21 protein-coding genes are annotated in these 26,219 nt (G+C 64.0%); 12 read left to right on the top strand and 9 right to left on the bottom strand.

Features of this window, described 5'->3' with window-relative positions; translation table 11 throughout:
- Nucleotides 1–105: 105 nt before the first annotated feature.
- Nucleotides 106–771 carry an HAD-IA family hydrolase gene (locus tag A3AU_RS0112265; protein ID WP_027053089.1) on the top strand — a complete coding sequence of 222 codons (666 nt, stop codon included), beginning with the start codon at nt 106–108 and terminating at the stop codon, nt 769–771.
- Nucleotides 772–840: 69 nt separating this feature from the next.
- On the opposite strand, the gene A3AU_RS0112270 is transcribed toward A3AU_RS0112265, so the two are convergent.
- Nucleotides 841–1,062 carry a DUF1674 domain-containing protein gene (locus A3AU_RS0112270; protein WP_027053090.1) on the bottom strand — a complete coding sequence of 74 codons (222 nt, stop codon included), beginning with the start codon at nt 1,060–1,062 and terminating at the stop codon, nt 841–843.
- Nucleotides 1,063–1,167: 105 nt separating this feature from the next.
- Here A3AU_RS0112270 and htpX point away from each other — a divergent pair, with 105 nt between their 5' ends.
- From htpX to purH, 4 genes are all read left to right on the top strand, one after another.
- Nucleotides 1,168–2,184 carry a zinc metalloprotease HtpX gene (gene htpX, locus A3AU_RS0112275; RefSeq protein WP_027053091.1) on the top strand — a complete coding sequence of 339 codons (1,017 nt, stop codon included), beginning with the start codon at nt 1,168–1,170 and terminating at the stop codon, nt 2,182–2,184.
- On the top strand, nt 2,175–3,551 hold the full coding sequence (locus tag A3AU_RS0112280) for an RsmB/NOP family class I SAM-dependent RNA methyltransferase (protein WP_027053092.1): 1,377 nt from the start codon (nt 2,175–2,177) through the stop codon (nt 3,549–3,551). Before htpX ends, A3AU_RS0112280 begins: the two co-directional genes overlap by 10 nt.
- A 234-nt stretch (nt 3,552–3,785) precedes the next feature.
- Nucleotides 3,786–5,510, top strand: a complete 1,725-nt coding sequence (locus A3AU_RS0112285) for a heparinase II/III family protein (RefSeq protein ID WP_027053093.1) — start codon at nt 3,786–3,788, stop codon at nt 5,508–5,510.
- A gap of 93 nt (nt 5,511–5,603) precedes the next feature.
- Nucleotides 5,604–7,220: a bifunctional phosphoribosylaminoimidazolecarboxamide formyltransferase/IMP cyclohydrolase gene (gene purH / locus A3AU_RS0112290; protein WP_027053094.1), complete on the top strand. Its 1,617-nt coding sequence runs from the start codon at nt 5,604–5,606 to the stop codon at nt 7,218–7,220.
- A gap of 41 nt (nt 7,221–7,261) precedes the next feature.
- On the opposite strand, the gene A3AU_RS0112295 is transcribed toward purH, so the two are convergent.
- Nucleotides 7,262–8,638 carry an MFS transporter gene (locus A3AU_RS0112295; RefSeq protein WP_027053095.1) on the bottom strand — a complete coding sequence of 459 codons (1,377 nt, stop codon included), beginning with the start codon at nt 8,636–8,638 and terminating at the stop codon, nt 7,262–7,264.
- 299 nt (nt 8,639–8,937) lie between these two features.
- On the opposite strand from A3AU_RS0112295, the gene A3AU_RS0112300 reads away from it, so the two are divergent.
- Nucleotides 8,938–11,082, top strand: coding sequence for a TonB-dependent siderophore receptor (locus A3AU_RS0112300; protein ID WP_027053096.1), 2,145 nt, complete (start codon nt 8,938–8,940; stop codon nt 11,080–11,082).
- A gap of 128 nt (nt 11,083–11,210) precedes the next feature.
- Here A3AU_RS0112300 and A3AU_RS0112305 read toward each other — a convergent pair whose 3' ends face one another.
- On the bottom strand, nt 11,211–16,001 hold the full coding sequence (locus A3AU_RS0112305; RefSeq protein WP_027053097.1) for an NAD-glutamate dehydrogenase: 4,791 nt from the start codon (nt 15,999–16,001) through the stop codon (nt 11,211–11,213).
- Nucleotides 16,002–16,137: 136 nt separating this feature from the next.
- Between A3AU_RS0112305 and A3AU_RS0112310 the strand changes: the two genes are divergently transcribed.
- Entirely contained in the window at nt 16,138–16,701 is a 564-nt protein-coding gene (locus A3AU_RS0112310) for a peroxidase-related enzyme (RefSeq protein ID WP_027053098.1), read from the top strand.
- A 134-nt stretch (nt 16,702–16,835) separates the two neighbouring features.
- Nucleotides 16,836–17,162 (top strand): YciI family protein, encoded by a 327-nt coding sequence (locus tag A3AU_RS0112315; RefSeq protein ID WP_027053099.1) that lies wholly within the window; start codon nt 16,836–16,838, stop codon nt 17,160–17,162.
- 9 nt (nt 17,163–17,171) lie between these two features.
- On the opposite strand, the gene A3AU_RS0112320 is transcribed toward A3AU_RS0112315, so the two are convergent.
- Entirely contained in the window at nt 17,172–17,786 is a 615-nt protein-coding gene (locus tag A3AU_RS0112320; RefSeq protein WP_027053100.1) for a LysE family translocator, read from the bottom strand.
- 427 nt (nt 17,787–18,213) lie between these two features.
- On the opposite strand from A3AU_RS0112320, the gene A3AU_RS0112325 reads away from it, so the two are divergent.
- Nucleotides 18,214–18,840, top strand: coding sequence for a DUF1062 domain-containing protein (locus A3AU_RS0112325; protein WP_027053101.1), 627 nt, complete (start codon nt 18,214–18,216; stop codon nt 18,838–18,840).
- A 61-nt stretch (nt 18,841–18,901) separates the two neighbouring features.
- Here A3AU_RS0112325 and typA read toward each other — a convergent pair whose 3' ends face one another.
- Complete coding sequence (typA, locus tag A3AU_RS0112330; protein ID WP_027053102.1) at nt 18,902–20,731, bottom strand: translational GTPase TypA; 1,830 nt, start codon at nt 20,729–20,731, stop codon at nt 18,902–18,904.
- Between the two features lie 196 nt (nt 20,732–20,927).
- Between typA and A3AU_RS0112335 the strand changes: the two genes are divergently transcribed.
- Nucleotides 20,928–21,206 (top strand): hypothetical protein, encoded by a 279-nt coding sequence (locus A3AU_RS0112335; RefSeq protein ID WP_245235466.1) that lies wholly within the window; start codon nt 20,928–20,930, stop codon nt 21,204–21,206.
- A 182-nt stretch (nt 21,207–21,388) separates the two neighbouring features.
- Here A3AU_RS0112335 and A3AU_RS0112345 read toward each other — a convergent pair whose 3' ends face one another.
- A complete protein-coding gene (locus A3AU_RS0112345) occupies nt 21,389–22,672 on the bottom strand; it encodes an MFS transporter (protein WP_027053105.1) in 1,284 nt (427 codons plus the stop codon).
- A gap of 73 nt (nt 22,673–22,745) precedes the next feature.
- On the opposite strand from A3AU_RS0112345, the gene A3AU_RS0112350 reads away from it, so the two are divergent.
- Both A3AU_RS0112350 and A3AU_RS0112355 read left to right on the top strand, forming a co-directional pair.
- Nucleotides 22,746–23,363, top strand: a complete 618-nt coding sequence (locus tag A3AU_RS0112350) for a TetR/AcrR family transcriptional regulator (RefSeq protein ID WP_027053106.1) — start codon at nt 22,746–22,748, stop codon at nt 23,361–23,363.
- Nucleotides 23,364–23,407: 44 nt separating this feature from the next.
- Nucleotides 23,408–24,001 (top strand): hypothetical protein, encoded by a 594-nt coding sequence (locus A3AU_RS0112355; protein ID WP_027053107.1) that lies wholly within the window; start codon nt 23,408–23,410, stop codon nt 23,999–24,001.
- A gap of 180 nt (nt 24,002–24,181) precedes the next feature.
- Here A3AU_RS0112355 and ppa read toward each other — a convergent pair whose 3' ends face one another.
- From ppa to A3AU_RS0112370, 3 genes are all read right to left on the bottom strand, one after another.
- Complete coding sequence (ppa, locus tag A3AU_RS0112360) at nt 24,182–24,715, bottom strand: inorganic diphosphatase (RefSeq protein ID WP_027053108.1); 534 nt, start codon at nt 24,713–24,715, stop codon at nt 24,182–24,184.
- 202 nt (nt 24,716–24,917) lie between these two features.
- A complete protein-coding gene (locus A3AU_RS0112365; RefSeq protein WP_027053109.1) occupies nt 24,918–25,424 on the bottom strand; it encodes a GNAT family N-acetyltransferase in 507 nt (168 codons plus the stop codon).
- Nucleotides 25,425–25,576: 152 nt separating this feature from the next.
- Nucleotides 25,577–26,215, bottom strand: coding sequence for a TPM domain-containing protein (locus A3AU_RS0112370; protein ID WP_027053110.1), 639 nt, complete (start codon nt 26,213–26,215; stop codon nt 25,577–25,579).
- Nucleotides 26,216–26,219: the final 4 nt, after the last annotated feature.

Genomic DNA, 26,219 nt, shown 5'->3' on the forward strand with positions numbered 1-26,219 from the left:
GTTCCCTGTATCGCCGCAAAATACGCCCTGCGCCTTTCCATGTCCGCGCCTTGACGTTACGGTTGCACCCTCCCTCGACACGCTCCCCGGATTCCAAGGAAAATCATGTTTGTTGGCAGAAAATTCGCCGCCTTCCTTTTCGATATGGACGGCACCCTCATCAATTCCATCGCCTCGGCGGAGCGGGTGTGGAGCGATTGGGCGCGCCGCCACGGCCTGGACGTCGCCGCCTTCCTGCCGACGATCCACGGCGTACGAGCGATCGAAACCATCACCAACCTCGCGCTTCCAGGCGTCGACCCGGCGCATGAGGCTGACTTGCTGTTGAAGGCCGAGGCCGCCGATCTGGATGGCATTCTCCCGATCCCCGGCGCCGTCGCGTTTCTCGAGGCGCTGCCAGGCGAAAGCTGGGCGATCGTCACCTCGGCGCCACGTTCGTTGGCGCTTGCACGCATGAAGGCCGCAGGCATTCCTGTCCCTGCGGTCATCGTCGCCGCGGAAGACGTTTCCCGTGGCAAGCCCGCGCCCGACTGTTTTCAGCTTGGCGCAACACGCCTGGGCTTCGACGCGCGCGACTGCCTGGTGTTCGAGGACGCTCCGGCCGGTATCGCCGCGGCCGAGGCGGCGCAGGCATCGGTCATGGTCATCAACGCAACCCACGCGCACCCGATGCAAACGCCGCATGTTGCGATTGCCGGCTATGAAAATGTCGGCATCACCCTCGACGAGCGCGGCTGGCTAGCGATCGAGCCACAGCGCAACGCCGCCTGAGCAGCACTGGCCAGGGTACCGAGGTTCAGGTCAGGCCGAGCAGAAAATGGTGGCTTCCATCGACGCACCCTAAAAGTCGGTGGTCAGGCCTTTGACCTCCCAGTCGCCATAGCGGCCGGGTTCCTTGCCGCCGCGCCCGCCGATCTCTTTCGGCAGGGCGGCCTCCGACTTGCTATACTCGGTCCGCCGTGCGTCCGCCTCGGCCAGCGCGCGGCGGGCGGCGGGCGGAAGCTCCTTCGGCGAGGTGTCGCCATCAGTTTCGGCAGGCGTTTTATTGAGTTCGTCGGTCATGCGATGTTCCCCGAAGATTGAAACAGGGGCGAGCGTTTCCCATCATATAGCCATGAACCCGAGACGATCGACCCCCTTTCACCGCGATCTGGACAGGAGCAGACGATGAACACATTGCGCACCGCCATGCTTCTGGCCGCGATGACGGCGCTGTTCATGGGCGTTGGCTTCCTGATCGGCGGTTCGGGCGGCATGATGATCGCGCTGGTGATCGCCGCCGGCACCAACCTGTTCAGCTACTGGAACGCCGACAAGATGGTGCTGTCGATGAACCGCGCCGTCGAGGTCGACGAGAAGAATGCGCCGGAATACTACGCCATCGTCCAGGCGCTGGCCAAGCAGGCCGGCCTGCCGATGCCCAGGACCTATCTGATCGACAACCCGCAGCCGAATGCCTTCGCCACCGGCCGCAACCCGCAGAACGCGGCGGTCGCCGCCTCCACCGGCCTGCTGCAGCGGCTGACACATGAAGAGGTCGCGGCCGTGATGGCGCACGAGCTCGCCCACGTCCAGCACCGCGATACGCTGACCATGACCATCGTCGCTACCTTTGCCGGCGCTATTTCGATGCTCGGTAATTTCGCCTTTTTCCTGGGCGGCAACCGTAACAACAACAGCCCGTTCGGCTTTGTCGGCGTGCTGGCGGCGATGATCGTGGCGCCTTTTGCCGCCATGATCGTGCAGATGGCGGTCAGCCGCACCCGCGAATACGAGGCCGACCGGCGCGGCGCCGAAATCTGTGGACACCCCCTTTGGCTGGCATCCGCCCTTGACAAGATCGCACGCGGGGCAGAACGCATTCCCAACCCTGATGCCGAGCGCAATCCCGCAATGGCGCATCTCTTCATCATCAATCCCTTGCACGGCGAGCGCATGGACAGCCTCTTCTCCACCCACCCGAGCACCGACAACCGCATTGCCGCCTTGCAGGAGATGGCACGGCAGATGGGTGAGGGTGACGTCAGGCCCGCCCCCACTCGGAACACGACGCTCCAGCAGACGGACGAGGAGCAGCGGCCCTCGGGCCCGTGGGGCGAGGCCTCGCCACCCGATCAGCCGGCCGAACCCAAATCCAATCCGTGGGGTCGCAACCCGACCGGGCCCAAGGGCCGGTGGTCGTGAGCGTGGCGGCACCAAGACGTCCAGCCTCGGGCGATCAGGAACACGAATTCGTTGCCGGCCTCGCCGCGCGCAAGGCGGCGGCACGCCTGCTTGCCGCCGTCATCGATGCAAGGACGCCGCTCGACGGCCTGACCGACCACGAGAACGGCCACCCGCAATACAAGGCGCTCGATTTGCGTGACCGTGGCCTGGTGCGCGCCATCCTGGTCACCGCGCTGCGCTTCCGCATGACCATCACCGGGCTTTTGGCGCGGCGTCTGGAAAAGCCGCTGCCGCCCAACGCCACCGCTTTGTCGCACATACTGCATGTGGCGGCCGCACAGATCCTGTTCCTAGACATTCCCGACAGCGCCGCCGTAGACCTCGCGGTGACGCACGCCAAGTCCGATCCCCGCACCCAGCGTTTTTCAGGTCTCGTCAACGGCGTGCTGCGCACGCTGGCGCGGGCCAAGGAAACCGAATTGCCGGCCGCCCTTGCCGCCACCGACGAAGCGCCAAAATGGTTTTCCGACCGGCTGAAGACGGCCTATGGCGAGGATAAAGCCAGGCAAATCCTCGCCGCGCACCGTTACGAAGTGCCGGTGGACTTTTCGGTCAAGGCCGATCCCGAGCTCTGGGCCGAAAAGCTCGGCGGCATCGTGCTGCCGACCGGCACGGTGCGCGTGGAAAACCTTGTCGGGGCCGTCACCGAATTGCCCGGCTTCGCGGAAGGTGCCTGGTGGGTTCAGGATGCGGCGGCCAGCTTGCCGGCACGGCTGTTCGGCGATGTCGGCGGAATGCGCATCGCCGATCTCTGCGCCGCGCCCGGCGGCAAGACCGCGCAGCTCATTCTCGCCGGTGCCAGGGTTACCGCCGTCGACACCTCGAAGAACCGGCTGGCACGGCTGGCGCAGAATCTCGGCCGTCTCGGCTTGTCGGCCGACATCGTCCACGCCGACCTCCTCAAATACCAGCCGGAAGAGCTGTTCGACGCCGTGCTTCTCGACGCGCCGTGCTCGTCGACCGGCACGGTACGCCGGCATCCCGATGTGCCATGGACCAAGACGGCGGCCGATGTCGAAAAACTCGCCGACCTGCAAAGGCGATTGCTTGCCCGCGCCGTCACGCTGGTCAAGCCCGGCGGCCGGATCGTCTTTTCCAACTGTTCGCTCGACCCTCGCGAAGGCGAGGATCTTTATCGCGCTTTCCTCGAAGGGACGCCTGATGTCATCGATGATCCGTTGAGACAAGGCGAGGTTGCCGGCATCGATTCGTTCCTCACGGCGCAAGGCACGCTGCGCACCACGCCCGCCGATCTTGACCTCGGTGCACCGCAACGCTCGGGCCTGGACGGCTTCTTCGCGGCGCGCATGCGGCGAGCCGGCTAATGCATGTCGCCCAAAAGTGTGTAGCGGTTTTGGGGATAACGACCTGTATAGAGCAAAAACAAATCGCGTCGCATCCGACCGGCCGGTGCGGCGCCATTTGACTTAACCGGCAGAATTTGCTGACTTTTTTAGGGAGGGTATGGGGCATCGGACCCATTCCCAGGAATTCGCCTTCGCACGACTCGTTCAATCATGTAAACTCCGCGCCGGGGTAGAGGACGACCAGGAGGGCTTTTGGCACTGGCTGCCAGCAACACGACGCGTCTGTGGACGCTGGTCGCGAAGGAGTTCTGGCGCAAGACGCGCCGGCGCCTGCGTGCCGGTCCGATCTATCGCTGGCGCTATTCCGGCCGTACGCCCGAACGCGTGCTGATCGCGCCACCGGACCTGCGCCTCGCCGACCCGCAGATCGCGCTCGAGATCTATTACGGCCGCTATCCCTTGTCAGGACATCTGGTCGAAACCGGTGGCAAGTCGCCGTTCCAGATCAACGTCCCCAATCGTGGCTGGCAGAAGACGCTGCATGGTTTTCGCTGGCTGCGCCACATGCGCGCCGCCGGCACCGAACTTGCCGCCGCCAACGCCCGCGCGCTTGTGTCCGACTGGATCACCATGCACGGAAACAACATTGCCGGTATCGCCTGGGAACCCGGGACGACGGCAAAGCGCATCATTGCCTGGCTGCAGCATTCCTCGGTGGTGCTGCAGGGCGCCGAATTCCCTTTCTATCGCGCCTTCCTGAAGTCACTGGCCGTCCAGATCCGCTACCTCAGGTCGATGGCGCGCGAAATGCCCGACGGCAAGGACAGGCTGCGCGCCCGCATCGCGCTGGCCTTCGCCGCGCTCTCCCTGCCGGCGCCGGCTTCGGCGCTACGCGGCGCCACCCGCAATCTCGCCGAGGAACTCAACCGTCAGATCCTTGCCGATGGCGGCCATATCTCACGCAATCCGATGGCGGTGCTGGAAATCCTCGCCGACCTTTTGCCGCTGCGACAGACCTATGCCAACCAGGCGGAAACCCCGCCGCAGGCGCTGATCGGTGCCATCGACCGCATGTTGCCGGCGCTGCGCTTCTTCCGCCATCAGGACGGCAGCCTCGCCCGCTTCAACGGCATGGGCGCCACCATCCATGACCGCATCGCCACCATATTGCGCCATGACGACACCGCCGGCGCGCCGCTGCTGCACGCGCCGCATTCGGGTTATGAGCGGCTGTCGATGGGTGGGGTCACCGTCATTGCCGACACCGGCCTGCCGCCGCCGATCGACGTTTCCAACGCCGCGCATGCCGGCTGCCTCGCCTTCGAACTGTCGTCCGGCCGCCAGCACTATATCGTCAACGCCGGCATCGACACCTATGGCGCCGCCGAATTCCGGCCCCTCGCCCGCGCCACCGCCGCGCACTCGACCGCCACCATCAACGACACGTCCTCGGCACGCTTCAGCCATTCGATACGGGTCAACGACCTGCTTGGCTCGCCGCTGATCGGCGGCCCGCAGCATGTTCAGTGCAAACGCATCGACCAGAAGGGCGTTCACGGCTTCATCGCCCGCCATGATGGCTATGTCCCGCGCTTCGGCTTCCTGCATGAGCGCGAACTGAAACTGTCGACGAACGGCAACGTGCTGGCCGGCAGGGACCGCTTCCTGCGCCCCGGCAATGCCGCGATCCGCAACAATGGCCGGGACTTCATCACCGTGCGCTTCCACCTTCACCCTGACATCGATCTTTTGCAGGATGAACACGACCGCCTGGTGCTGACCGCCGACCAGGCCGACAGCTGGGTGTTCACGGCGAATGAAGTGGTGCCCGAGGTGGAGGAATCGATCTATTTCGCCGGTCTCGGCGGCCCACGCCGCAGCCGGCAGATCGTGCTGGCCTTCAAGGCCTCGGATGTGTCGGAGGTCCATTGGCAACTGACACGCACCAAAGTCGCGGGCTATCCGGAAAACAACTGATCGTATCGGCCGCGGCGGCGCTTCCGGTTTGATTTCCCGATGTCATGTGCTACGGCGCGGGCTTGCCCCTCCAGCCGTGAAAGGCCGCCAGCCATGGCCGTCGCCGCCAAGAACATTCCCGCACCGGACCTAGTTCCCGTCCGCCGTGCCTTGCTCTCCGTTTTCGACAAGACCGGCCTCATCGACTTCGCCAAGGGCTTGGCCGCCGCCGGCGTCGAACTGGTCTCGACCGGCGGCACAGCCAAGGCGATCGCCGAGGCTGGCCTGCCGGTGCGCGACGTCTCCGAGCTCACCGACTTTCCCGAGATCATGGATGGCCGCGTCAAGACGCTGCATCCGTCCGTGCACGGCGCGCTACTTGGCGTGCGTGACGACCCTGAGCATGCGGCGGCGATGCGGAAACACCGCATCGAACCGATCGATCTGCTCGTCTCCAACCTCTATCCGTTCGAGGAAGTCCGCCGCTCCGGCGCCGACTATGCCGCGATCGTCGAAAACATCGACATTGGCGGCCCGGCGATGATCCGCGCCTCGGCCAAGAACCACGCCTATGTCGCCATCGTCACCGACCCGAGCGACTACGCCTCGGTGCTGAACGCGCTGGAGATGAACATCGGCTCGCTGTCGCTGGACTTCCGCAAGAAGCTGGCCGCAAAGGCCTTCGCCCGCACCGCGAGCTACGACGCGGCGATTTCCGGCTGGTTCGCCGAGGCGCTGGAGATCGAGCATCCGACCTGGCGCGCCTTCGGCGGCAGGCTGACCGAGGTGATGCGCTACGGAGAAAACCCGCACCAGGGCGCCGGCTTCTACGTCAATGGCGACAAGCGCCCGGGCGTCGCGACAGCACGGCAACTGCAGGGCAAGCAGCTGTCCTACAACAACATCAACGACACCGACGCCGCCTTCGAACTGGCCGGCGAGTTCGATCCTGCCCGCTCGGCCGCCGTCGCCATCATCAAACACGCCAACCCCTGCGGCGTCGCCGAGGGCACCTCGCTTAAAGCAGCCTATGCCAAGGCGCTCGCCTGCGACCCGGTCTCGGCCTTCGGCGGCATCGTCGCAGTGAACCGCACCCTCGACGCCGACGCGGCGGAGGACATCGTGAAAACCTTCACCGAGGTCATCATCGCGCCCGACGCGACCGACGAGGCGGCGGCAATCGTCGCGGCGAAGAAGAACCTGCGTCTGCTGATCGCCGGCGGCCTGCCGGATCCGCGTTCGCCAGGCACGACGGTCAAGTCGGTTGCCGGCGGGCTGCTTGTCCAAGGCCGCGACAACGCCGTCATCGACGACCTCGAACTGAAGGTGGTGACCAAGCGCGCGCCGACGCCGCAGGAGATGGCCGATCTCAAATTCGCTTTCCGCGTCGCCAAGCACGTCAAGTCGAACGCCATCGTCTACGCAAGGGACGGCGCCACCGTCGGCATCGGCGCCGGCCAGATGAGCCGGGTCGATTCCTCACGCATCGCCGCCCGCAAGGCGCTCGACGCGGCGGAAGCGGCCGGCATGGCGGAGCCACTGACCAAGGGCTCGGTGGTTGCCTCCGACGCCTTCTTCCCCTTCGCCGACGGCCTGCTAGCCGCCGTCGCGGCCGGCGCCACCGCCGTGATCCAGCCCGGCGGTTCGATGAACGACAAGGACGTCATCGCTGCGGCCGACGAGCATGGCATCGCCATGGTGTTTACGGGCGTCAGGCATTTCCGGCACTGAGCATCTCTTGCCTTCTCCCGTTGTGGGAGAAGGCAGAAACGCTACTCCACCGGCCGGTCCGCCGGATATGGCGTCCTGACCAAAATCGCCATGCCGATGCCTAGGAACAGAATAATCGCCGCCATGCCGAGCCGTGCCGAGCCGCTGGTCGCGGTGATGGTTGCCACCATGAACGGCGCCAGGAAGCTGGTCGCGCGGCCGGCCAGCGCATAGATTCCGAAATAGCGGCCGGATTCCGCCGCCGTGACGCTGCGCGCCATGTAGGAGCGCGACGACGCCTGCACGGGGCCGAAAGCCAGGCCGATCAGCAGGCCGTACAGGATGTAGGCCTTCTCGGCCGCCGTGCCGAACAGCCCGCCTGAATCGGTGGTCGAAAGCTGGATCAGGCCGAGCAGCGTGAAGCCTGGGCCGGTCGAGACGACGCCGACGGTGGCGACGGACAGCATGACCAGCGAAATCATCACCACCGCCTTGGAGCCGAGCGCGGTGTCGAGGCGGGCGGCGATCCAGCAGCCGAAGATGGCGACGACATTGAGGATGATGCCGAACATGCCGATCTCGGTGATCGACCAGTGGAACATGCCCGCCGCGAAGGTGCCGCCGAGCGCCAGCAGGGCGTTGACGCCATCCTGGTAGATCATGCGGGCGACGAGGAAGCGGAAGATGCCGCCGCGCTTGCGCACCTCGGCCAGTGTGGATTTCAGTTCCGACAGGCCTTCCCGCACCGCCGGCCCGATCGGAATGCCCTTGATGGCGTCCGGGGTGAAGAAGAACATCGGCAGGATGAACAGGAAGTACCAGCCGGCCGACAGCGGCCCGGTGGCGCGCGCATCCTCGCCCAACTGCGGATCGAGCCCGAACAGCGGGGTGATGCCGATGATGGTCTTGCCGGTCTCCGGCGAGCCGGCGAGGCAAGTGACGACGAAGATCAGCGCGATCATGCCGCCGAGATAGCCAAGGCCCCAGGCCATGTTGGAGATACGGCCTATCTCGCTCTTCGGCACCAGCCGCGGCATCATCGAATCGTTGAACACGGTGGAGAACTCCGCCGCCACCGAGGCCAGCGAAAACAGCGCCACGATCAGGAACAGGTTCGAGCCGGGCGCCGCGAACCAGAGCAGGGTGAGGCTGGTGATCTTGATCGCCGCGAAGAAGGCGATCCACGGCTTGCGCGGCCCGGTCTGGTCGGCGATCGAGCCGAGGATCGGCGACAGCACGGCGATGACCAGCCCGGCGGCGGCGATGCCATAGCCCCAGACCGCCTGGCCGGTATTGGGATCGCCTGCCATGCGCGAAACGAAATAGGGGCCGAAGATGAAGGTGGTGACGACCGTGAAGAACGGCTGCGCCGCCCAGTCGAAGAACATCCACCCCCAGATGCCACGCCCGGACGCCCGCTGCACTGTCTCTACCGCCATGCTGATTCCTCGGCTCCGCCCGCGACCGGCGCCATGTCTGCATGTTTTTCATGACCGTGCAAACGGACAGGCGCTTGAGCCGCCGTTCATCGCTTTGGCACCTTCATTTCCGCGTGGACGAGAGCACGGGCGCCCTTCAGATGCGGCGCGTTTCAGGTCCTGGCCATCAATGACGGGATCGCCACGAATTCCTGATTATTAAGTTGACTATTTTTATCCAGTTTGACTAATTGCGTTCGAGCGGAACCGGAAGGGAGGTCCGTCAAGCCGCTCGATTTTGGTCTGACAGGGGATAAGAGATGACAGTTGGTCGGCAAGCATTTTTGCACACGCGGGCAAGATTATTGATTACAAGCAGCGCACTGCTGACGGTGTCGTTTGGCTTGGCGGGAACCGGCTGGGCCCAGGACAATTCGACAGGCGATGCGACCGAATTGCAAACGATCATCATCGACGGCAAGTCGGATCGTGTTGTCGGGCCTGATCCGACCATCGTCGCCAGGGACACCGCGACCGGCACCAAGACCGACACCCCAATTGTCGATGTTCCCGCCTCGGTTTCAGTTGTCACCCAGAAGGAGCTGGAGGCGCGCCATGTGGAAAGCCTTCAGCAGGCGGTGGCCTACACGTCCAGCGTCCTCACCGACGAATTCGGCAGCGACGACCGGTACGACTATATTCGTATCCGCGGTTTCGACCAGACATCACTCGGTACCTATCGTGATGGTTTGGCGGCGCGCATTCCTGCCTGGTTCACCGCCAGCCGGCTCGAACCCTATGGGCTTCAGCGCGTCGAGGTTCTGAAGGGATCGACATCGACGCTTTTTGGTCTGAACGGCCCTGGCGGACTGGTCAATGCAATCACCAAGCGGCCGCCGGATCAGAAGCAGGGGGAGATTTACACATCTTATGGTGACGGCACCAAAGAGGTGGGTGTCGATTTTGGCGGGCCGATCGATCCCGATGGTGTGTGGACCTATCGGCTCACCGGACTAGCCAAGGATGGCGATCAGGGATGGGATTATTCCAACGATGATCGACTTTACATCGCGCCTGCCTTGACCATCAAACCCGAGGAAGGAACGTCGCTCACCATCCTGACCGACTACTACAAGCGAGACGGCACAGGCGCACGCGGCTTTCCGACCGGTGCCAATATCGACATCAACACATTCATGGGCGAGCCGGATTTCAACCGCTTCAACACCGAGCAGGCCGATCTCGGCTACCAGTTCGAGCATGAGTTCAACGAGAACCTGACATTCCGCTCCAATGCCCGCTACACGCATTTGAGCCTCGACTATGCCGAGGTCTACGGCGCGTCGCTTGATCCCACCGCGGACCGCACGTCATTTTCCGTCGACGGCATGTCCAACCGCTTTGCCGCCGACAATCAGCTGCAATACGATACAGGCTGGGACGGGATCGACAGCAAGACGCTCGTCGGCCTCGACTACGCCGACGACAACACCCGTGAAAAGATCCTGTTCGGCACCGCCGGTCCCATCGACATCGACAATCCGACCTATTGCGGTCTGTCCTGCATCAATCTTGGCCCCTACGTGAACTGGCGGGTCAAGCAGCAGGCGGTGGGCATCTATGCCCAGGAGCAATTGACCTTTGACGACCGCTGGATCGTCACCCTCGGCGGGCGCTGGGACCGTGTCCATACGATCGCCGACTATCTCGACTCGGGAACGCAGGACGACGATACGGCATCCGCCTTCACCAAGCGTGCCGGCCTGACCTACAAGTTCACGCCGAATCTCGCGGTCTACGCCAACTATTCGGAAAGTTTCCAGCCGCTCGTGGCCCCAAGCGCCAACGGATACGCGGTCTCGGGTTCGCTGAAGCCTCAGGAGGGCAAGCAGTATGAGGCGGGCATCAAGTACAAGCCCGACGGCTTTGAGGGTCTGTTCACGGCCGCGATCTTCGACCTGACCCAAACCAATGTGCCGACCTATGTCACGCCCGTGATCCAGCAGCAAATCGGCAAGGTCGGCGTCCGCGGCATCGAACTCGAAGGCAAGGCCGCCGTCACGGACGACCTCAATTTGACACTTGCCTATTCCTACTGGGATGCCGAAATCCTGGAGAACGGCATTGGCGGGAACATCGGCAACCGGCCGCAGCGCGTTCCTCGCCATCTGGCATCGGCCTGGCTCGACTATACGCTTCGCGGGGAAGGACGGCGTGGCGACCTGACCATTGGCGGCGGGCTGCGCTATATTGGACAGACCTATGGCGATGACGCGAACACGGTTTCGGTTGGCGGCTACGCGGTCGTTGACGCCGCCATAGACTACAAGGTGACGAAGGACGTGACGTTAGCCGTGAACGCAACCAACCTGTTCGACCGGAAATATGTGACAACCAGCTATTACGGGACCGAATTTTACGGCGACCGGCTGAAGGTCGTCAGCACGCTCAAATACTCCTGGTGAGCATGCTGAACGCCACGCGCGGATAGCGCTGGAAAAAGCGCCGCACACATCAGCTGATGCGTGCGGCGATCCTCAATTCGTTCCATCAGCGGCCGGATCGGCGAGAGCGCCAACCCTCAAAATCGCACTCACATCCCCGTCAGGTCGCTCATCAGCCCCGATGCCACCGACAGCCGCGACACGGTGATGTCACCGCCTTCGGTCAACGCCTGCAGCCGCTCGCGGATGCGTGCGACGCGTTCGCCGCCAGCCTCCAGCCAGGCCGTCACGGGGTCGGCCGCCTTGGCATGACTGGTGAGTGCCGCGACCGCGATGCCGCGCCGTGCAGCGCCGATCGTGTCGGTGGCGCGCGATAGGGCGAGTTGGTCATAATAGTCCGAAGGCGTGATCGAGCGCGCGGCGTCCTCGACCCGCGGAATACGGAAGGCATCGCTCACCGCAAAGAACGCCCTTGCCGCGGCGACGATGTCGGCGCCGGCCGTGCGCGCCGTCAGCGCGATGTCGGGGATCAGCTCCGCCACCTCGCTCAGCGCCAGCTGTTCGGCCAGCTTTTCCGGCGCACCAGCCTTGAACAGCCCGTGCCGCTTCTCCTCGATCCGCTCGCGCGAAAAGGCCGGCAGCAGCGGAACGAGCTTCGGCTCCAGCGCCTTTCGCGCTTCCTGCAGTTCGGCGATGCGCTGGCTGAGCGGCGCCGTGCCGGTATCGTTCTTGAGATACCAGCCGCTGGTCACGTAGATCAGCCGGCTCACCATCTGGTAGAGATCGAGCTGCACCTGGCCGTCGATCTGGTTGTCGAGCGCGTCGATCTCGCGATAGAGCTCCGGCAGGGCAAAGCCGTCACGCACCACGGCGAAGGTGCGCACCACATCGGCGGCCGCGCGCCCGGTGGCTTCCTGCAGCCGGTTGACGAAGGACGGGCCGCCGCGATTGACCAGGTCGTTGGCGACGACGCGGGCGATGATCTCGCGGCGCAGCCTGTGGCCATGGATTTCCGAGCCGTATTTCTTCGCCATCCGGTCGGGGAAATAGCCCATCAGGTCGCGGTCGAAATGCGCGTCATCAGGCACATCGCTGGCGACGATATCGGAAAACAGCACGATCTTGGCATAGGCGAGCAGCACGCCGAGTTCAGCCCTGGTCAGTGGCTCGCCGCGCGCCTCGCGCTCGGCAAGCGCCGCCGGCGACGGCAGTGTTTCGACGACGCGGTCGAGCAGGCCGCGCGCTTCGAGGGCCGACATGAAGCGGGCCTGGTGCGCGATGTCGGCAAGGCCGCGCTTGCGGGCGATCGAAAGCGCCAGCGTCTGCTGGTAGTTGTTGGACAGCACCAGAGCGCCGACCTCGGCGGTCATCTCGGCCAGCAGTTTGTTGCGGGCCGGGCGCGTCAGCGATCCCTTGCGCATCGCCGATGCCAGCGCGATCTTGATGTTGACCTCGACGTCGGAGCAGTTGACGCCGCCCGAATTGTCGATGGCGTCGGAATTGCAGCGGCCGCCATTCATGCCGAACTCGATGCGCGCCCGCTGCGTGACGCCGAGATTGGCGCCCTCGCCGATCACCTTGGCACGCACGTCGAGCGCGGTGATGCGGATGGCGTCATTGGCGCGGTCTCCGACCTCGGCATTGGTTTCGGCGGACGCCCTCAGATAAGTGCCGATACCGCCGAACCACAGAAGGTCGACCGGCGCCTTGAGGATGGCGGTCATGATCTCGACGGGCGTTGCAGTGGTCTTGCCGAGGCCGATCGCCGCCGCCGCCGCCGCCGGCAGTGTGATCGACTTCTGGCTGCGCAAGACGATGACGCCGCCTTCCGACAGCTTCGACTTGTCGTAGTCCTGCCAGCTCGAACGGGCGAGAGCGAACATGCGCTCGCGCTCCGCCATCGACGCCGCCATGTCCGGATCTGGATCGATGAAGATGTCGCGATGGTCGAAGGCGGCGATCAGCCTGGTCTTCGGCGACAGCAACATCCCGTTGCCGAACACGTCGCCCGACATGTCGCCGACACCGACCACGGTGAAGGGCGAGGTCTGGATGTCGCGGTTGATCTCGCGGAAATGTCGCTTCACCGCTTCCCAGGCGCCTTTGGCGGTGATGCCCATCTTCTTGTGGTCATAGCCGGCCGAGCCGCCGCTGGCGAAGGCGTCGTCGAGCCAGAAGCCATGCTTCTCGGAGATGGCGTTGGCGGTGTCGGAGAAGGTCGCCGTGCCCTTGTCGGCGGCGACGACGAAATAGGGATCGTCCTGGTCGCGCCTGATGACGCCGGCGGGCGGGATGACACCGTCCAGCCCGATATTGTCGGTGATGGACAGCAGGCTGGAGACGAAGTTCTTGTAGGCCGAGGTGCCGGCCTCGAAGATCGCGTCGCGGCTGCCGCCGGCCGGCAGGCGCTTGGGGAAGAAGCCGCCCTTGGCGCCGACCGGCACGATGACGGCGTTCTTGACCTGTTGCGCCTTGACCAGGCCGAGCACCTCGGTGCGGTAGTCCTGGGCGCGGTCCGACCAGCGCAGGCCGCCACGCGCCACCGGGCCGAAGCGCAAATGCAGGCCTTCGACCTCTGAGCCGTAGACGAAAATCTCGCGCCACGGCCGTGGTGCCGGCAGTCCCTCGACCGCCTGCGATTCGAGCTTGATCGCCAGCGACTGACCCTTCTGCTTCGTATCGGCAACGAAATGATTGGTGCGCAGCGAGGCTTCGATCAGATTGAGGTAGCGACGGATGATGGTGTCGTCATCGATGTTGGGCACATCCTCCAGCGCATCCTTGATTTTTGCCTTGAGATGCTTTGCCGCCACCACGCCTTCGCCCTCGGCCGTCGGCCCAAGCCGGGCGACGAACAGGTCATGCAGGCCGCGCGCGATCTCGGGATAACGGTTCAGTGCCGCAGCGATGAAATCCTGGCTTTGCGGAATGCCGACCTGCTGCAGATAGCGGCCATAGGCACGCAGGATGGTGATTTCGCCGGACCACAGGCCGGCGGTCTGCGCGAGGCCGTTATAGCCGTCATTGTCGACGTCGCCGCGCCACACCGACAGGAACGCATCCTCGAACAGCGCACCGCCATCGGCGAGATCGATCGGCTTGCCGTAGCTGTTCTCCAACTCCATGTCGTGGATGAAGACCATCCCGGATTGCTCGTCGCCGACCTCGAAAGTGCGCTCGCTGATGACCCGGAAGCCGATGTTTTCAAGCACCGGCACCCGCCGCGACAGCGCCACCGGGCTGCCATGATGATAGATTTTCAGCGCCGCCTGCTGCGGCTTCTGCTCGGCATGACGGTAATAGTCGATGGCGATCGGATTATCGGCACTGATCTTGGCGATGCGTCCGGCGTCGACCAGCGCCACCGCGGCGCTGAACGAGTCGCGGTAGCTTTCCGGCAGCCTCGCGGCGATGGCCTTCAATGCCTGGTCGCCGCCATCGGCATCCGCCGCGTCCGAAAGCGCGTCTTCCCAGGTCCGTACGATGTCGCGGATCGCCGCCTCGATCGTCGCCGGCTCGATCTTCGGCGTCTTGCCGCCGGAGCGGCCGATGATGAAATGCACGCGCGCCAGCCCGCCTTCGGGGAAGGCCGGGTAATAGGCCGACAGCCGGCCTTCGAACACGGTTTTCAGATAGGCGCCGATCTTCTCGCGCACGACGCTGTCGTAGCGGTCGCGCGGCACGAAGACGAGAATCGAGACGAAGCGGTCGAACTGGTCGGCGCGCACCAGCGCCCGTACCCGCGGCCGCTCGATGAGGCCGAGAATGGCTGCGGCATGCTTCCTCAGGATCGGCACCGGCACCTGGAACAATTCGTCGCGCGGATAGCTTTCCAGCACGTTGATCAGCGCCTTGCCGGAATGGTCGTGCCGGTCAAAACCGGACTTGGCGATGATGGTTTCGGCCTTGGACCGCAGATACGGGATCTTCATCACCGAACGCGTGTAGGCGGTCGAGGTGAACAGGCCGACGATGCGCAGTTCACCTGAAAGCGCGCCCTTGGCGGTGTAGGTCTTGATGCCGATATAGTCGAGATAGATGCGCCGGTGCACGGACGACTTGGCATTGGCCTTGGTGACGATCAGCGGCTCCGGCCCATGCAGGAACGCGCGGATTTCGGGCGTCGTCGTCACCGCTTCGGTGCCGCGCCGCAGCACCAGCACGTCGGGATCGCTGAGGATGCCGAGGCCGGGCTTGTCGGCGCGCTCCAGATTGCCGCTTTCCTCGCCACCGGTGTATTTGAACTCGCGCATGCCTAGGAAGGTGAAATTGTCGTCGCGCAGCCACTCCAGGAAAGCGATCGCCTCGGCGACGCTCTTCTTGTCGAGCGGCACCGCCGAATAGCGGAATTCCGAGATCGCCTGGTCGAGCCGGGCCAGCATCGGCCGCCAGTCGTTGACGGCGGCATGCACCTGGCCGAGCATCTTGCGCAGCCGTTCGGTCAAGCCGTTTGCCGCCTCCGCCGTCAACCGCGGTATATGGACGTGGATGACGCTCAGCCGGTCGTGATTGCCATCGTCCTTGGCGAAATTGCCGTCGCCGAGGATTTCCTCGACCCCGCGCTTGCCGTGGCGAACGGTGATGACCGGATGGGTGACGAGCGTCGGTTCGCCTGATGTCTCGGTGATCTCGCCGAGGATGGAATCGAACAGGAACGGCATGTTGTCGTTGACGACGGTGATGACCGTCACCGGCCGGCCTTCGCGAACAACGCCCGAATCGGCCTCGACGGCGACGACGCACGCGCCCTTCTTGTGGCCGGCAACCGCCTGGCCTGCGAGGTCGGCGGCGCGTTCGAGGTCGGCCGCGTCATAGGCGGCGATGTCTTCGGCCGGCGCGCGCGCGAGCAGGTAATCGGCGAGCCGGGCTGGCCTTTCCTCGGTCTTGGCCGCCGATGTTGGTTTTTTCTTCGGCTTCGCTGCGGATTTCACGCTGGCCATGACGCTATTCCCTCCCGTCGAATGCTTTTACGACTATCGTAGCAGATGACCGCTGTTTGGCGACAAAGGTTTGACGGCTTGCCAAGAATTATCCGAATTCGGCGGCAAGCCATCATCCAAGAGGAGAAAATGACTCATGACCGGCAAAATATCGGCGCTTGATCTGGCTTCAGGAGAGCTGAGCGAGGCGACGAAAGCCTATTTCGCCAAATGCCAGGAAAAGCTCGGCCTGGTTCCCAACGTGCTCAAGGCCTATGCCTTCGATGACAAGAAGCTGCGCGCCTTCACCGACATGTACAACGATTTGATGCTGGGCGAGTCGGGCCTGTCGAAGCTTGAGCGCGAGATGATCGCGGTCGCCGTCTCCTCGATCAACCATTGCTATTATTGTCTGACCGCGCATGGCGCGGCGGTGCGCCAGCTGTCCGGCGACCCGGCGCTGGGCGAAATGATGGTCATGAATTTCCGCGCCGCCGCGTTGTCGCCGAGGCAGGCCGCCATGCTTGAATTCGCCGTCAAGCTGACCGAGGAGCCGGCAAGGATCGTCGAGGCCGATCGGGTTGCGTTGCGCCAGGCCGGCTTCACCGATCGCGACATCTGGGACATCGCCTCGACGGCGGCGTTCTTCAACATGTCGAACCGGGTGGCCGCCGCAATCGACATGCGGCCGAACCACGAATACCATGCCATGGCGCGGTGAGGCGCGGCAGGAGGCCAACCGCGCCTAATATTAGACATTGCTCATTCCAATTGCTTGTTCGCCGGTTTGGTCCGATGATCGGCAGGCGGCATGACCGCATGCCGGTTCGATGCCGCTCATCAAGAGAGGAGAACATGGCGAAGTTTCTCTACGTCTATCACGGCTCCGGCAAGATGCCGACGAGCGACGCCGAGCGAAAGGCGATGACCGACGCCTGGACAGGCTGGTTTGGAAAACTCGGTTCGGCTGTTGTCGACCCAGGCAATCCGGTCGGCATGTCGAAGACGGTAATGCCCGGTGGCAAGATAGAAAACAACGGTGGCAGCAACCCGACCGGCGGCTACTCGATCATCGAGGCCAGGGATATCGACGATGCCGCCGAGAAGGCCAAGGGCTGCCCGATGCTGGCCATGCCGAACTGCAATGTCGAGATCGCACCCATCATCAATATGATGGGCTGACGCCTCGCCTCAGGAACGTGCCGCGATCGCGGCCGCGGCACCGGCCATCGTCGTGGCGCTGATACGGTTGGCGATCTTCATGGCGCGCTTGCTCTTCAACAGCTTGCGCGCCTGCGAGGCGGCGAGCACCCAGGCGAGATCGATGGCGATCAGCACCACCGCCATGGTCGCCGTCAGCTCGACCCAGCCGACGATGCTCACCGACGCGAGGTCGATGATGGTCGGCAGCAGCGCCAGGTAGAACATCATGATCTTGGGGTTGCCGAGCGTCACCGCCATGCCGGCGAAGAACAGTTTCGCCGGGGAATCCTCGCGCGGCATCTCGCCCTCTTTGGCATCGACCGGCGCCGTCCACATCTTCCAGGCAAGGTAAGCGAGATAGGCGACGCCCACCCACTTCACCACGACAAACGCAAAGTGGAAGGTCTGCGCCACCACGGCCAGCCCGAATACCGCCAGCGACAGCCAGATGCCCTCGCCGATCCACATGGCGAGCAGGAACGGAAACACGTCCCGAAAGCCCTTCGAGATGACGCGTGCGACGAGGGCCGCGATCGACGGACCAGGCGACCCGGCTGCAACGAACAAGGCGGCGGCGAAAATCAGCAACGAGGCGAGATGCATGGCGAGGATCTCCGCGTCAGGGCTCGATCGACCATAAGTACTCGACAGCCGCGGCTCTGGCAAAGGCAACCCCGATACCGACCATTGGCGCTGACATACCAATGCCTGGGTTGCGAAGTCCCTTGCAGGCCGCTAGAAGACCCGCCGCGAAACAATTTCGAGCTTCATTTTGCCTCAGTAACCGCCGGTCTCGCCAACTCCCCTGATCACGCTTGGCAGGGCGCCGCGTCAGCGGTGTCCGCTTCATTTTCAAGTGTTCCTCAGGCGGCGGTTCGAGACCGGTTTGGCACTGCTGAACCGCTGTCGCGCGCTTTCCGCCGGCGACACCTGACTTCACCATCTCCGCAGCCTACCGCCACGCCGCGCCCGCATGGGCATCTCGACATTGCCGACCTGATGAACTTCCCGACGGGAAGGCCTTATCGGCATGTTTTCGACTCTGCGCATCCACTGGGCGATCACGCCTGCAATCGCACCCCAACCGCTGATCAACTGCAACCGCTGCGGCGACGTGAAGGCCTATCGCAGCAGCGGAAAATTCCGCGTCAACGCCAACGGCAAGCGCATCGACGTCTGGCTGGTCTATCGCTGCGTCGACTGCGACAATTCCTGGAATTTCAGCATTTTCGAACGCCGCAATCGCCGCGACATCGACCCCGCGCTGCTGCGGGCCCTCGAAAGCAACGACCCGGCGCTTGCCCGGCGCCATGCCTTCGACATCGTCGCCTTGCGCAACCAGGTGGGGCGTGTCGAGCCGTTTGCCGATGTCGCCGTGCATAAGCGGTTGGTCGGCGGCGCCAGGGAAAGCGCGGCCGCCCTGGAACTCCAGCTTGGGCTGGACATGCCGACATCGCTCCGGCTCGACCGTCTGCTTGCCAACGAACTCGGCATTTCGCGCTCGCGGCTACAGGTGCTGGAGGAACGGCGCCTGCTGGCCGTCGATCCGGACGGAGCCAAGGCCTTGCGTAAGCCGGCCCGTCAGGGAATGACGATCCGGATCGACCTTGCCGGCGAGCCGGATCGGGAAGCCATCATCCGCGCGGCCGGCGGCTGAACGAGAGAGGGGCGAAGCACCGATGCTTCGCCCCTCTTGTGAATAGTCAGAAGTAAGAAAATTACGCCGCGCCGACCGCCTTGGCCGACTTCTCGAAACGCTTGCGCTCGTTCGGATCGAGATAGAGCTTGCGCAGACGGATGGTCTTCGGCGTCACCTCGACCAGTTCGTCGTCCTGGATCCAGGCAAGCGCGCGTTCCAGCGTCATGCGGATCGGCGGGGTGAGCTTGACCGCCTCGTCCTTGCCGGCGGCGCGGATGTTGGTCAGCTTCTTGCCCTTCAGCACGTTCACTTCGAGGTCGTTGTCACGGCTATGGATGCCGATGATCATGCCCTGATAGACCTTGACGCCCGGGTCGATGACCATCGGGCCGCGGTCTTCCAGGTTCCACATGGCGTAGGCGACCGATTCGCCCTGCTCGTTGGAGATCAGCACGCCATTGGTGCGGCCCGGCAGTTCGCCCTTGTAGGGCTCGTAGGCATGGAACAGCCGGTTCATCACGGCGGTGCCGCGCGTATCGGTCAGAAGTTCCGACTGGTAGCCGATCAGGCCGCGCGTCGGCGCATGGAAAACGATGCGCTGGCGGTTGCCGCCGGATGGGCGCAGTTCGACCATCTCGGCCTTGCGCTCCGACATTTTCTGCACGACGACGCCGGCATGCTCCTCGTCGACGTCGATGACGACTTCCTCGACCGGTTCGAGCAATTCGCCGTTCTCGCCCTTCTGCATGACGACGCGCGGACGCGACACGGCGATTTCGAAGCCTTCGCGGCGCATCGTCTCGATCAGCACGGCGAGCTGCAATTCGCCACGGCCGGAGACGAAGAAGGAATCCTTGTCCGGCGATTCCTCGATCTTCAGCGCGACATTGCCTTCGGCCTCGCGCAGCAGGCGGTCGCGGATGACGCGGCTGGTCACCTTGTCGCCTTCGGTGCCGGCGAGCGGGCTGTCATTGACCAGGAACGACATGGTCACGGTCGGCGGATCGATCGGCTGCGCATGCAGCGCCTCGGTTACCGCCAGGTCGCAGAACGTGTCGGCGACGGTACCCTTCGACAGCCCGGCGATGGCAACGATGTCGCCCGCCTGGGCCTCCTCGATCGGCTGGCGCTCGAGGCCACGGAAAGCCAGGATCTTCGAGATGCGGCCGGTTTCGATCTGGGTGCCGTCATGGTGCAGCACCTTGACCGCCTGGTTGGCCTTCAGCGTGCCGGATTCGATACGGCCGGTGATGATGCGGCCGAGGAAGGGGTTGGCTTCCAGGATGGTGCCGATCATGCGGAACGGGCCGGGATGAACCGTCGGCGCCGGCACATGCCTGACGATGAGGTCGAACAGCGGCGCCAGCTGCTGGTCCTTCGGGCCTTCCGGATTTTCCGAAACCCAGCCGTCACGGCCCGAACCGTAGAGGATCGGGAAATCGAGCTGCTCGTCGGTGGCGTCGAGCGCGGCGAACAGGTCGAACACCTCGTTGACCACCTCGACATGCCTGGCGTCCGGCCGGTCGATCTTGTTGATGACGACGATCGGCTTCAGGCCGACCTTGAGCGCCTTACCGACGACGAACTTGGTCTGCGGCATCGGGCCTTCGGCGGCGTCTACCAGCACGATGGCCGAATCCACCATCGACAGGATGCGCTCGACCTCACCGCCGAAATCGGCGTGGCCGGGGGTATCGACGATGTTGATGCGCGTATCCTTCCAGTCGACCGAGGTCGCCTTGGCCAGGATGGTGATGCCGCGTTCCTTTTCGAGGTCGTTGGAATCCATGGCGCGCTCGGCGACGCGCTGGTTGTCGCGGAACGAGCCGGACTGCTTCAAAAGCTGGTCGACTAGGGTGGTCTTTCCATGGTCGACGTGCGCGATGATCGCGATATTACGGAGTTTCATGTTCTGGTCTCGGAAGCGTTGCAGGCAGCAGGCCAAAGGCGCTGCCTCTTTCGGTTGCGCGGCTCATACAGGGTTTTTCGCAGTTGCGAAAGGGGAAGCGCGACACCAAATACTCATCAAATCTTAAGCATCTGCGTGCGAAATGATTTCGTTAACCAAGGCGGGAACCTTTTCAGGCCCGGGCAGTTCGACCATCATGACCGACAAACTCAACCGATTTTGGCCCCTCATCGCCTCCGTGGCCTTTGCCATGCTGCTGGCGGCCAACGCCGCGCAGTCGGCCGCGACACTGAAAGAGACGGCCCCGGCGCTGCCGTCCAATGCGCCGGCCGAACAGATCTTCGCCGACGCGCCCGATGGAGTCGATCCCGTGGTCACCGGCCCGGTCAGCGCCGCCTTCAAGCAGCGCCAGGCCGCCGCCAACTGCGACAGCGCGGTGTGGCCAAACATTCCGATGGTTTGCTACCCGGATTAGAGGGCGAAGCTGCTAATCTCCCTCCTCGAGGGGGAGATGGCCGGCAGGCCAGAGGGGGTCGGTTCGACCGGGCTAAACTCATTATCGCAGGCGCCGGACGCCAGCGCTTCACGCGCGAGGACCCCCTCTGTCGCCTTCGGCGACATCTCCCCCTCGAGGGGGGAGATTACAGAGCTCACACCTCAAGCTGGCTGCGGTTCCGGATCGAACGCCGGCTTGCTGGTGTTGATCAGCAGCGAGATACAGGCTGCGGCAATCGCGGTCATGCCGGCGATCAGGAACGCCAGTTCGTAATTGCCCTGCAGCTCGCGCATGGTGCCGCCGAAGGCCGCTGCCGTGGCGGCGCCAACCTGATGCCCGGCGACTATCCAGCCGAACACGATCGGGCCGCTGCGGTCGCCGAACGCCTCGTTGGCAAGCCTGAGCGTCGGCGGCACGGTGGCGATCCAGTCGAGGCCGTAGAGCACGGCGAAGATGATCAGGCTGATTGCCGAGAAACCGGAATAGGGCAGGTAGATCAGCGACAGGCCACGCACCGCATAGTAGACGCCGAGCAACTTGCGCGGATCGAAGCGGTCGGTGAGCCAGCCCGACAGCGTCGTGCCGATGAGGTCGAAAATGCCCATCATCGACAACAGGCCGGCGGCCTGCACCTCGCCGATGCCCATGTCGCCGCAGAAGGCGATGAGATGGGTGCCGACCAGCCCGTTGGTGGTGAAGCCGCAGACGAAGAAGGTGGCGAACAGGTACCAGAACACCCGGGTGCCGGCGGCGCGGCGCAGCGTATTGAGCGTATGCGCCAGGAAATTGCCTTGCGATGCCGGCGATACCGGCGGCACGTCGTCGGCCTCGGCGCCAAAACGCACCATGCCGATCGAGGCCGGACGCTCCGGCACCAGCAGCCAGACCAGCGGTATCATGGCCGCCGTCGCGACAGCGACCGCGATGACAACCGGCTGCCAGCCACCCGATTGCGCCAAGGCGGCGATCAGCGGCAGGAACACCAGCATGCCTGACGCGCTGGAGGCCGACATCAGCCCCATGACGAGACCGCGATTGGTCTTGAACCAGCGATTGACGATGGTGGCGCCAAGCACACTGGCGACAGCGCCCGAACCGATGCCGGAGAAGACGCCCCAGGTGATGAAGAGATGCCATGGCTTGGTCATCAGCAGGCTGAGCGCGGTCGAGCCTGACATGATCACCAGCGAGGCAAGCAGCGTGCGGCGCAACCCGATCTTCTCCATCAGCGCGGCGGCGAACGGACCGGTCAGACCGTAGAGCAGGATGCCGACGCCGGCGGCCAGCGAGATCACGTCGCGCCGCCAGCCGAAGCTGTTTTCGAGCGGCAGCATCATCACCGAGGGTGCGGAGCGAAGCCCGGCCGCGACCAGCAGGCAGAGGAAGATGACGCCGACCACCACGAAAGCGTAGCGCTGGCCAAACGGACGGGATTGAATTATCATGTTACTGACCGGTACGTTGCAGACACGATCATGTATACGTACCGATCAGTAACATTGTCAATCGAGCCGCATGATGCCAGCCGACAAAAATATTGAACTTGCCATCAGCGACGATCATGCGTCGGCACCACCCAAGGCCGCTAAGAAGATACTCGACGTCGCCTACGACCTGTTCTACCGGCGCGGCATCCGCGCGATCGGTGTCGACGAGATCGTCAGGCGCGCCGGTGTCACCAAGCCCAGCCTCTACCGCAGCTTCCCCTCCAAGGATGAGCTCGCGGCCTCCTATCTCAGGCAGTACGATCTTGAATACTGGGAGCGTTTCGACGAAGCGGTCGAAGCCCATCCCGGCGACCCGCGAGCGCAGATCAAGGCTTTCCTGACCCGCATCGGCAAGCGCACGCAAGTGGCGGAATATCGTGGCTGCGGCATGACCAACGCGGCCGTCGAGTATCCCGATCACAGCCATCCGGCCCGTGTGGTCAGCGAAGCCAACAAGCAGGAACTGCGCCGCCGGCTGCGCGCCATGGCCGCCGCCATGGGTGCGCAGGATGCCGACACGCTTGGCGATGGACTGCTGCTTCTGATCGAAGGGGCCTATATCAGCGGCCAGCTATTCGGCCTCGGCGGGCCGGCGCAGTCGGTCGCCCGCAACGCCGACCTGCTGATCGAAGCGAGCTTGAAGAAATAGCGATTGGCGGTACGCTGCCCCGGCCCGAACCGGAGGTGTCCGTCATGCGTGCCGTTCTGATCCCGCTTGCCTTCGCCGGTCTCTGCCAGGCGGCCCATGCCGGCGACATTTCCAGCGCCTACACCGACCTCGACTGGAAGAAGGATTGCGTAACCTACGCGCAAGCTGGAGAAGGGGAAGGCGACTGGGCCGATCTCGCCTGCTCCGGCTATCGCGGCTATCCCGTGCTGATCGCCTATGACGATGCCCGCGAATCGCTGTTCTACGGTTTTCCGCCGGGCGGCGACATGACGTCGGCCTGGGAAAGTTTTTCCGGTTTCAATTCGTCGGGAGCCAAGGTCGAATGGCGCATCGAAACCACAGGCGACAAGGCCGTGCCCTTCGCGGTCATCCACCGCCGCACGATCAGTAATGGCGAGGACGGGACCAAGTCGACGGACGTGCTGCTCGTCGCCAAGGTCGGCCAGATGGACGGCCGCGACAGCTGTACCGTCGGCCTCGTGCTGGCGACCGGCAATCCACAGGCAAACGACCAGGCGCGAAAACTCGCCGACGAGAAGGCGCGCACCTTCGCCTGCGGCAAGGACCGGCACACCGTCATCGGCGACGTGCCGGCTTTTGGGCGGGTGGATAACTGACAACGTTGGCCGTTCGCTGGAACGCCCGTAATTTGTCATCCTTGGGCGGAGCAAGGAGCGAAGCGACGCGGCGCAGACCCAGGGATCCATGCCGCGATCTCAACGTTGCCGCAACGGTGCGGAATTCCGTTCCGCCGTGCCCTTCGCCAGCGAGGTGAAGGGCACGCACAGGCGCGGCGCCTACTTGGCTGCCTTCGCCCGCGCGATCGCGTCGACGATCATCTTCTTGGCATATTTGGAATCGTGCCAGCCTTCGATCTTGACCCATTTGCCGGGTTCGAGATCCTTGTAGTGCTCGAAGAAGTGTTGCACCTGCTGGCGCGTGATCTCGGGCAGATGCGTGTATTCGGTGACGTTTTCGTAGCGCAGCGTCAGCTTGGGCGACGGCACGGCGATAATCTTCTCGTCCTGGCCGGCATTGTCTTCCATGATCAGCACGCCGATCGGCCTGACATTGATGACGCAGCCCGGCACCAGCGCGCGCGTGTTGCAGACCAGCACGTCGATCGGATCGCCATCCCCCGACAGCGTGTGCGGCACGAAGCCGTAATTGCCGGGATAACGCATCGAGGTGTGCAGGAAGCGGTCGACGAACAGCGTGCCAGCCTCCTTGTCCATCTCGTACTTGATCGGCTCGCCGCCGATCGGCACTTCGATGATGACGTTGATGTCCTCAGGCGGATTCTTTCCGGTGGCGATGGCTTCGATGCGCATGGCTTTGTCCCTCTCTCGGTTGGGGAGGAGATAGCGGGCGGCGCGGAATGGTGCAATGCGGCGAATCGCATTCAACGGCGTCAGTCGAGACCCGATGGTAGCAGACGCGTTCAATCATCGGCACAGGATGTTTCAGCGTCGTGATTTCACGGGGATATGCTCGGACATGCCGGCTTTGCTCTCGGCGATCAGTCCCCGTCGGTCATTCCCAGACGAAGGCGACCTTCTTCAGCGCTTTTTGTTCGAAGATCTCGACACCCTCGGCGACATCGCGACCGCCGGCGCCGGCATAGAAGGCAAGCGCATTCTGATTGTCTTCCAGTGCCCACACCACCATGCCCTTCAAGCCGTGGTCGGCAAGACGCGCTTTGGCTGCCGAAAACAGGCGCCGGCCGAGACCGATGCCCTGATATTCGGGACGCAGATACAATTCGTAGATCTCGCCTTGCTGTTTGAGCTCCCGGGCGCGGTTCTTGCCGATCGTCGCATAGCCGGCGATGGTGCCGCCGATTTCCACGACCAGAACGGTCGCGGCGCGGCGAATCGCGTTCGCCCACCAGTCGGCGCCGCGCCGGTTGATCATCGATGTCAGTGTGCGGTGCGGAATGATGCCGGAATAGGCGCCGCGCCAGGCTTCCAGGTGCACTTCGGCGATGGCGCCTGCATCGCGCGGGTCGGCTTTCCGGATGTCGATCGTCAGCGTATTCATGATTTGTTAACCATAAACCCGCATCGGCCGATTGCAAGAGTCCGGGCGGCCCGCATACCGCTTTCTCACAGCCGGGCCTGACATTACCGGCAGGGGGCAAAAGCCCGTCCGAAAACAGGCCGGATGAGTAAAGTGGTGCTACCCGAAGGCTTTCAGATTTCGACCAGATGGTCATCAAGCTCGTTGGCGTCGCCCGCCGTGACCGGGAAATGCTCGGCCAGCACCGCCCCCACCTGCTCGATCGCCTTGACGAAACCGTCGGCGAGCCGGTCGTCGCCGGCGTGCGCCGTGAGATCGCGCACCACGCCGTCCCAGACATGCTGGCCGACCTTGGCGTCGATACCCGAATCGGCGACCACCTCGGCATAGCGTTCTGCGATCGAGACGAAGACCAGCACGCCGGTGCGCGCCGCGGTGCGGTGGACGTTGCGGGCGAGGAACTGCTTGATCGCATTGGCGTGCGCCGCCTGATAGCGCAGCCGCCGTGGCACCATATGGATGCGCAGGCCGGGCACCGCCCCCAACAAGGCCAGCACACAGGCCAGCGCCAGCAATTGAGCGATGACGAAATGCGGCAGCCGGATTGTGAGCCACCAGGCCTCCAGCCCATAGGCAACGGCGAGGCTCATGACCAGCATGCCAAGCGTCGCCATCACGGCGGCGGGAGCGAAATAGCCGTCGCTGTCATGCGCGACGACGCAGTAGATCTCGCCATCGGTTTTGGCCTCGGCAGCGCGGATCGCGTCGGCGATGCGCTCATGATCCTGGGGGCTGATCGGTCGTGTTGCCATTGTC

This window comes from Mesorhizobium erdmanii USDA 3471 (assembly GCF_000472705.1).
GTDB classification, from domain to species: Bacteria; Pseudomonadota; Alphaproteobacteria; order Rhizobiales; family Rhizobiaceae; genus Mesorhizobium; species Mesorhizobium erdmanii.

Excerpts from the sequence above, each read along its gene's own strand:
- A3AU_RS0112265 (WP_027053089.1), top strand. The coding sequence starts at position 106 with ATGTTTGTTGGCAGAAAATTCGCCGCCTTCCTTTTCGATATGGACGGC.
- A3AU_RS0112270 (WP_027053090.1), bottom strand. The coding sequence starts at position 1,062 with ATGACCGACGAACTCAATAAAACGCCTGCCGAAACTGATGGCGACACC.
- htpX (WP_027053091.1), top strand. The coding sequence starts at position 1,168 with ATGAACACATTGCGCACCGCCATGCTTCTGGCCGCGATGACGGCGCTG.
- purH (WP_027053094.1), top strand. The coding sequence starts at position 5,604 with ATGGCCGTCGCCGCCAAGAACATTCCCGCACCGGACCTAGTTCCCGTC.
- A3AU_RS0112295 (WP_027053095.1), bottom strand. The coding sequence starts at position 8,638 with ATGGCGGTAGAGACAGTGCAGCGGGCGTCCGGGCGTGGCATCTGGGGG.
- A3AU_RS0112300 (WP_027053096.1), top strand. The coding sequence starts at position 8,938 with ATGACAGTTGGTCGGCAAGCATTTTTGCACACGCGGGCAAGATTATTG.
- A3AU_RS0112305 (WP_027053097.1), bottom strand. The coding sequence starts at position 16,001 with ATGGCCAGCGTGAAATCCGCAGCGAAGCCGAAGAAAAAACCAACATCG.
- A3AU_RS0112310 (WP_027053098.1), top strand. The coding sequence starts at position 16,138 with ATGACCGGCAAAATATCGGCGCTTGATCTGGCTTCAGGAGAGCTGAGC.
- A3AU_RS0112315 (WP_027053099.1), top strand. The coding sequence starts at position 16,836 with ATGGCGAAGTTTCTCTACGTCTATCACGGCTCCGGCAAGATGCCGACG.
- A3AU_RS0112320 (WP_027053100.1), bottom strand. The coding sequence starts at position 17,786 with ATGCATCTCGCCTCGTTGCTGATTTTCGCCGCCGCCTTGTTCGTTGCA.
- A3AU_RS0112325 (WP_027053101.1), top strand. The coding sequence starts at position 18,214 with ATGTTTTCGACTCTGCGCATCCACTGGGCGATCACGCCTGCAATCGCA.
- typA (WP_027053102.1), bottom strand. The coding sequence starts at position 20,731 with ATGAAACTCCGTAATATCGCGATCATCGCGCACGTCGACCATGGAAAG.
- A3AU_RS0112335 (WP_245235466.1), top strand. The coding sequence starts at position 20,928 with ATGACCGACAAACTCAACCGATTTTGGCCCCTCATCGCCTCCGTGGCC.
- A3AU_RS0112345 (WP_027053105.1), bottom strand. The coding sequence starts at position 22,672 with ATGATAATTCAATCCCGTCCGTTTGGCCAGCGCTACGCTTTCGTGGTG.
- A3AU_RS0112350 (WP_027053106.1), top strand. The coding sequence starts at position 22,746 with ATGCCAGCCGACAAAAATATTGAACTTGCCATCAGCGACGATCATGCG.
- A3AU_RS0112355 (WP_027053107.1), top strand. The coding sequence starts at position 23,408 with ATGCGTGCCGTTCTGATCCCGCTTGCCTTCGCCGGTCTCTGCCAGGCG.
- ppa (WP_027053108.1), bottom strand. The coding sequence starts at position 24,715 with ATGCGCATCGAAGCCATCGCCACCGGAAAGAATCCGCCTGAGGACATC.
- A3AU_RS0112365 (WP_027053109.1), bottom strand. The coding sequence starts at position 25,424 with ATGAATACGCTGACGATCGACATCCGGAAAGCCGACCCGCGCGATGCA.
- A3AU_RS0112370 (WP_027053110.1), bottom strand. The coding sequence starts at position 26,215 with ATGGCAACACGACCGATCAGCCCCCAGGATCATGAGCGCATCGCCGAC.